The sequence below is a fragment of the Methylobacterium goesingense genome (genome assembly GCF_022179225.1).
GTDB lineage: Bacteria > Pseudomonadota > Alphaproteobacteria > Rhizobiales > Beijerinckiaceae > Methylobacterium > Methylobacterium goesingense.
On record NZ_BPQL01000154.1, the window covers coordinates 1 to 5,049 of the forward strand.

General features: G+C 68.4%; 7 protein-coding genes. 6 read left to right on the forward strand and 1 reads right to left on the reverse strand.

Features of this window, described 5'->3' with window-relative positions:
* From MFF30_RS21835 to MFF30_RS21860, 6 genes are all read left to right on the forward strand, one after another.
* Window positions 1-404: efflux RND transporter permease subunit (locus tag MFF30_RS21835; RefSeq protein WP_238282118.1), on the forward strand; the 404-nt coding region annotated here is incomplete at its 5' end.
* 28 nt (window positions 405-432) lie between these two features.
* Window positions 433-672, forward strand: coding sequence for a hypothetical protein (locus MFF30_RS21840; RefSeq protein ID WP_238282119.1), 240 nt, complete (start codon window positions 433-435; stop codon window positions 670-672).
* 79 nt (window positions 673-751) lie between these two features.
* Complete coding sequence (locus tag MFF30_RS21845; RefSeq protein ID WP_238282120.1) at window positions 752-1,243, forward strand: threonyl-trna synthetase; 492 nt, start codon at window positions 752-754, stop codon at window positions 1,241-1,243.
* Window positions 1,244-1,548: 305 nt separating this feature from the next.
* Entirely contained in the window at window positions 1,549-1,815 is a 267-nt protein-coding gene (locus MFF30_RS21850; protein ID WP_056096985.1) for a metal-sensing transcriptional repressor, read from the forward strand.
* Between the two features lie 7 nt (window positions 1,816-1,822).
* Window positions 1,823-3,148 carry an MFS transporter gene (locus tag MFF30_RS21855; RefSeq protein ID WP_056096988.1) on the forward strand — a complete coding sequence of 442 codons (1,326 nt, stop codon included), beginning with the start codon at window positions 1,823-1,825 and terminating at the stop codon, window positions 3,146-3,148.
* A 189-nt stretch (window positions 3,149-3,337) separates the two neighbouring features.
* Window positions 3,338-3,598, forward strand: coding sequence for a hypothetical protein (locus MFF30_RS21860; protein ID WP_056096991.1), 261 nt, complete (start codon window positions 3,338-3,340; stop codon window positions 3,596-3,598).
* Between the two features lie 404 nt (window positions 3,599-4,002).
* Here the strand turns inward: MFF30_RS21860 and MFF30_RS21865 are convergent.
* On the reverse strand, window positions 4,003-5,049 hold a 1,047-nt coding region (locus tag MFF30_RS21865), incomplete at its 5' end, for a YncE family protein (protein WP_238282121.1).

The window sequence follows — 5,049 nt, forward strand, 5'->3', positions numbered from 1 at the left end:
GGGGGATGCCGTTCTCGGTTCCGGCGGCAGTTGGGTTCATCGCCTTGTCGGGAGTGGCGGTCCTCAACGGCCTCGTGATGCTGACCTACATCAAGCAGCTGATCGCCGAAGGGAAACCCCGCCGCGAGGCCATCCTCGAAGGGGCGATGACCCGGCTCCGGCCGGTGGCGATGACCGCGCTCGTGGCGTCGCTCGGCTTCGTGCCGATGGCGCTGGCCACCGAGACCGGGGCCGAGATCCAACGGCCCCTGGCAACCGTGGTGATCGGCGGCCTCATCTCGGCAACCCTGCTGACGCTGGTCATCCTGCCGGCGCTCTACGCCCGCTTCGCCGGGGACGTCCTCCCTGCGAAATCCGCCAAGTCGGACGCAACCGGTCACGCGGTCGCGGTTCCCGCCGAATGAGCCCCCTCGCATCTTCCGGAGACGTGACATGAACGTCGCCACCCTCGTCCTGGCCTCCGCCATCTCCCTCGTCGGAACTCCCGACGCGGCTCGTAGCGGATGCATGGTGCACGACCACCAACCTCTCCAGGTCAGGCGCATGCCGATCACGCCGGCGACCACGTCCAAGCCGCGTAATCCGCTGGAGGACGAAGCCGTCCACTGCGAGGAGGGACAGGGCGTTCCCTCGCCTCATGAAGGCCCGACCAGTCCGAAGGGTCGGCGTTGATGGGCGGGCAGGCGACATGAAGCGACGTCGCGTCCGTTCACCGCTTGCGATGGCGTTGCTGGCGTGGAGCGGAGCGGCCATGGCTGACCCATCCGTCGGAGAGGGGCCATTCGGATTGGCGTGGGGTCCTGTCGACCGGATCGACAAGCCCTCGATGGTCGACCGCGAGGCCAACCTGACCGGGCTGTACTACTTGCACGACCGACCCCTCGCCTCCGGTCCCGATACGGCCGAGGTGGTGCTGGTAATCTGCCGGAATGAGGGTCTCCAGCAGGTCGTCTGGGTCGGGCGACCGCTCGACGACGCGGCCCACGCCACCGCCCGCGACGCCGTCCGGCGCGAGGGGGTTCGCCGCTACGGCGAGCCGCGGCCGGGGCCCGTCACCGGGTCACTCGAATGGCCCTTGGGCCGAACTGTCCTGGCGACGCGCGCGATGCCGGACGGTACCCGGGAATTGGTGATGTCGGCCTCCGGCCCGGGCTATGCGGCCTGCTCGGAAAGCCACCGCGCCGCCACCGGCCATTCCGCCGACGCCCATGTGGCGGACCTGATCGGCGCAGGCGTCCAATGAGCATGCCGACGATGCAAGGGGAGGAACGGTCCACCGTTCATCGCCGTGTCCGTCGGAATCGGTTTCCGGTGCCGTGACGGGCAAGAAGCTTGGTCGCCGGATGGAGACCTGGGGAGGCGGAGGCGGACGACGGCGCAAGGTGAGGCCGCATATCCGCAAGGCCGCCGGACGTGCGTTCCTGATGGCCACGATCCTGATCGCCGGGGTCCTGGTGCTGTTCGGCTGGCTCGCCACGATGCGATGAAGGCCCCGGCAGACGTGCCCGGACGTTTGGAATATCCCCTCCAGGGGGACAGGATCGTCGGATGGAACACGCCTCGCATCCGGATATCGTCAAGCGCCTCAAGCGAGCCCACGGTCACCTCGCCGGCGTCATTTCCATGATCGAGGAGGGACGACCCTGCGTGGACCTCGCCCAGCAACTCCATGCGGTCGAGAGCGCGATCACCAACGCCAAGCGCATCCTGATCCAGGACCACATGGAGCACTGCCTCGGGCACGGGATGGAGAACGGCGCGAAGGGGGCGACCGAGGCATTGGCCGAGTTCAAGGCGCTGGCGAAGTACCTTTGAGGACCCGATGCTGAGCGTCCTCACCCATCGCACCTATCGCCATCTGTTCGCGGCCCAGGTCATCGCCCTGCTCGGCACGGGCCTGCTCACGGTCGCCCTCGGGCTACTGGCATTCCGGATCGCCGGTGACCGCGCCGGCATGGTGCTGGGCACGGCGCTGGCCATCAAGATGATCGCCTATGTCCTCGTCGCCCCGGTGGCCCAGGCTTTCACGAGCCGGTTGCCACGACGCGCCTTCCTGGCGGGCACGGACCTTGTCCGCGCCGCCATCGCCCTGACGCTGCCCTTCGTCGATCAGGTCTGGCAGGTCTACGCCCTGATCTTCGTCCTGCAATCGGCTTCGGCGGCGTTCACCCCGACCTTCCAGGCCACCATCCCGGACATCCTGCCGGACGAACGGAACTACACCCGGGCCCTCTCGCTCTCGCGCCTCGCCTACGACCTGGAGAACCTGCTCAGCCCGACCTTGGCGGCCCTTCTCCTGACCGTGGTGCCCTACAACGCGCTGTTCGGCGGCACGGTCGTCGGCTTCCTGTGCTCGGCGGCTCTGGTGGTGTCCGTGACCTTGCCGACCGCCACCCGGTCCGACCCGCATGGCGGCGTCTACGACCGGACGACGCGCGGCCTTCGGATCTACCTCGCGACGCCGCGCCTGCGCGGGTTGCTCGCCCTGAACCTTGCGGTCGCCGCGGCCGGCGCCATGGTCATCGTCAACACCGTGGTGATCGTGCAGGGCCTTCTAGGACGCCCCCAGACCGACGTGGCCCTCGCCCTCGGGCTGTTCGGGGGCGGCTCCATGATCGCCGCCCTGACGCTGCCCCGCCTCCTCGACCGGCTCTCCGACCGGGCCGTGATGATCCCGGCGGCAGCCCTGCTCGGCGCGGTTCTCCTGGGTGTCGCCGCCATGACCTGGGGTGGGACCATCGGCTGGCCGCTTTTCCTCGGGACCTGGTTGGTGCTCGGCGTCGCCTACTCCGCCGTGCAGACCCCCACCGGCAGACTCCTGCGCCGCTCGGCGACCCCGGAGAACCGGCCGGCCGTCTTCGCCGCCCAATTCGCCCTGTCCCATGCCGCGTGGTTGCTCACCTATCCGTTGGCCGGCTGGCTCGGCCCGTCCATGGGGATGCCCGCCACGCTGGCGATCCTCGGGGGCGTGACGCTTGTAGGCGTCGCCGCGGCTGCCCGACTATGGCCGGTGGACGATCCCGACGTGATCGAGCATGCCCACGCGGACCTCGACGTCCGGCACCCGCACCTGCATGGAGGCCACCATCACGCCCACGCCTTCGTCATCGACGACCTGCATCATCGTTGGCCGGTCAGGGCTGGGTGAAGGCCGTTCGGTGATATTGCCAGCTGAGTCGAAGGTCGGGCCGGCCAGCGCAGTGGAATTCGAATGTACCGTTAGGCACGCGAGCGGGAGGAGAACGTACCCCGCGGAACGGTCTTGGAAGCGGAGCCGTTCCCAAGGCTCGGGTGCCGTCGTTTTCGACGCATTGCCGACAACGACGTGAGGAAGCCCATGAGAAAGTCCCTTTTCGCCGCCGCCATCCTGGCAACCCTGGGTGCGGCTGCGGTCGCCCCCGCCTCGGCCGCCCCCGGCATGATCGGCGCCGTCGATGCCCCGACCGCCGTGACTGAGGTCCGGATGGACGGTATGCACGGTCATCGCGGCCATGGCATGCGCCATCACCATCATCGTGGGCACATGCTGCGGCACCATCATCACCACCGTGGCCACATGATGCGCCACGGGCATGGCCATCGCCACCATCGCATGTGATCTGCAGGGGCCCTTCGGGGCCCCTTATCGTATCCGACGACACCCGGGCTCAGGTGTCGCGACGTGATGGCGGGGACCTGACACAGGAGCCCTCGCAGTCCAAGCGCGGTCCGTACTTCCAAAACTCAACTTTTATCAGGCGAAGAGGGCGTAACAGGTTGACCAGCGTCATCCCGCTTTGCAGCGCTAGTGTTGAAAATCTGACGCTGTGTACCGCCACAAACGTCCGGGATGAAGGGGGAGCGGACCTTGGCTTTTCGCGCTGGAGCGGACGTGCCGTATCCGACCCAACTAGGTCATAGGAGCAATCTAACGGCGGCCTCGAAAGCAGACGTTGCAGTCGGACGCGCGCTGCGAACGCATGCTCTCGGATTCCCGCTTCCCGCGCTCGTGAGGCCGCCCGTTCAATCCACAGTCTGCATCTGGACGACGCCGCCGAGTTCACCGGGCTTGCCCGAGACCACCACGAGGTAGCGCCGGCTCGCGCCGGCATCCGTGCGGGTGATCTGGCGGATCGGGCCGATGGCGTTGACGATGGCCGCGCCGGCCGGGTTGGTCATGAAGGCGGCGAGCGGCTCCAGGCCGGCGGCCCCCTTCGGATCGGCGGCGAGCGCCAGGACGAACGGCGTCTTCGGCGCCAGTCCCGTGACCGCGGCCTGCAGGGTCTGCAGCACGCCCTGGTCGAACAGGGTCACCTGCGTCGCCGGCTTGCCATCGGTGCCTGCGAGCGTCAGCGCGCTGGTCTTGCCGGCTGCGCCCAGCGGCTGGAGGTTCTGCTTTCCGTCCCCCTCCGGCACGGCGTTCGGGACGTAGGCCACGCCCTGCGGCCCCTGGCCGATCGGAACCTCGGCGATCACGGTGTTCGATGCGGTGTCGATCACCGCCGCCTTGTCGGCGTTCTCTAGGCCGACATAGACGCGGCTGCCGTCGCCCGAGGGCCAGAGCCCGTGCGGCAGGGCGCCGGTCGGGATGGTGGCGACCTGGGTGAAGTCGTCGGTGCGGAACACCTTGACCTGGTTCAGGCCGCCGATCGTCACGTAGGCGAACTGGCCGGCCTTGGTCGAGACGATGTTGACGTGGTTGGTGATCGGCCCGGTCTCGATGGTCTTCAGCGGCGCGAAGGGCGGCGTCGCAGAGAACACCTGGGTCCGGCCGACATCCTTGAGGGTCAACCACACCTGCTTGCCGTCCGGTGTCGCGGCGATGTCGGGGCAGAACGGGCTCTCCTGCTTCACGCGCCCGACGATGGTGTGGGTCTTCGTGTCGATCACCACCGTCTCGGGGCTGAAGCTGGAGCAGACATAGCCGTAGGCGCCGTCCGGCGAGAAGATCGTCATGCCGGGCCCGTTCGGCACGGTGATCCGGCGCGTCTCCTTGGCGGTCGCGGCATCGAGTACGGCGATGTAGTCCTCGCCGCGCACGCTCACCCAGGCCTCCCGGCCGTCCGGCGT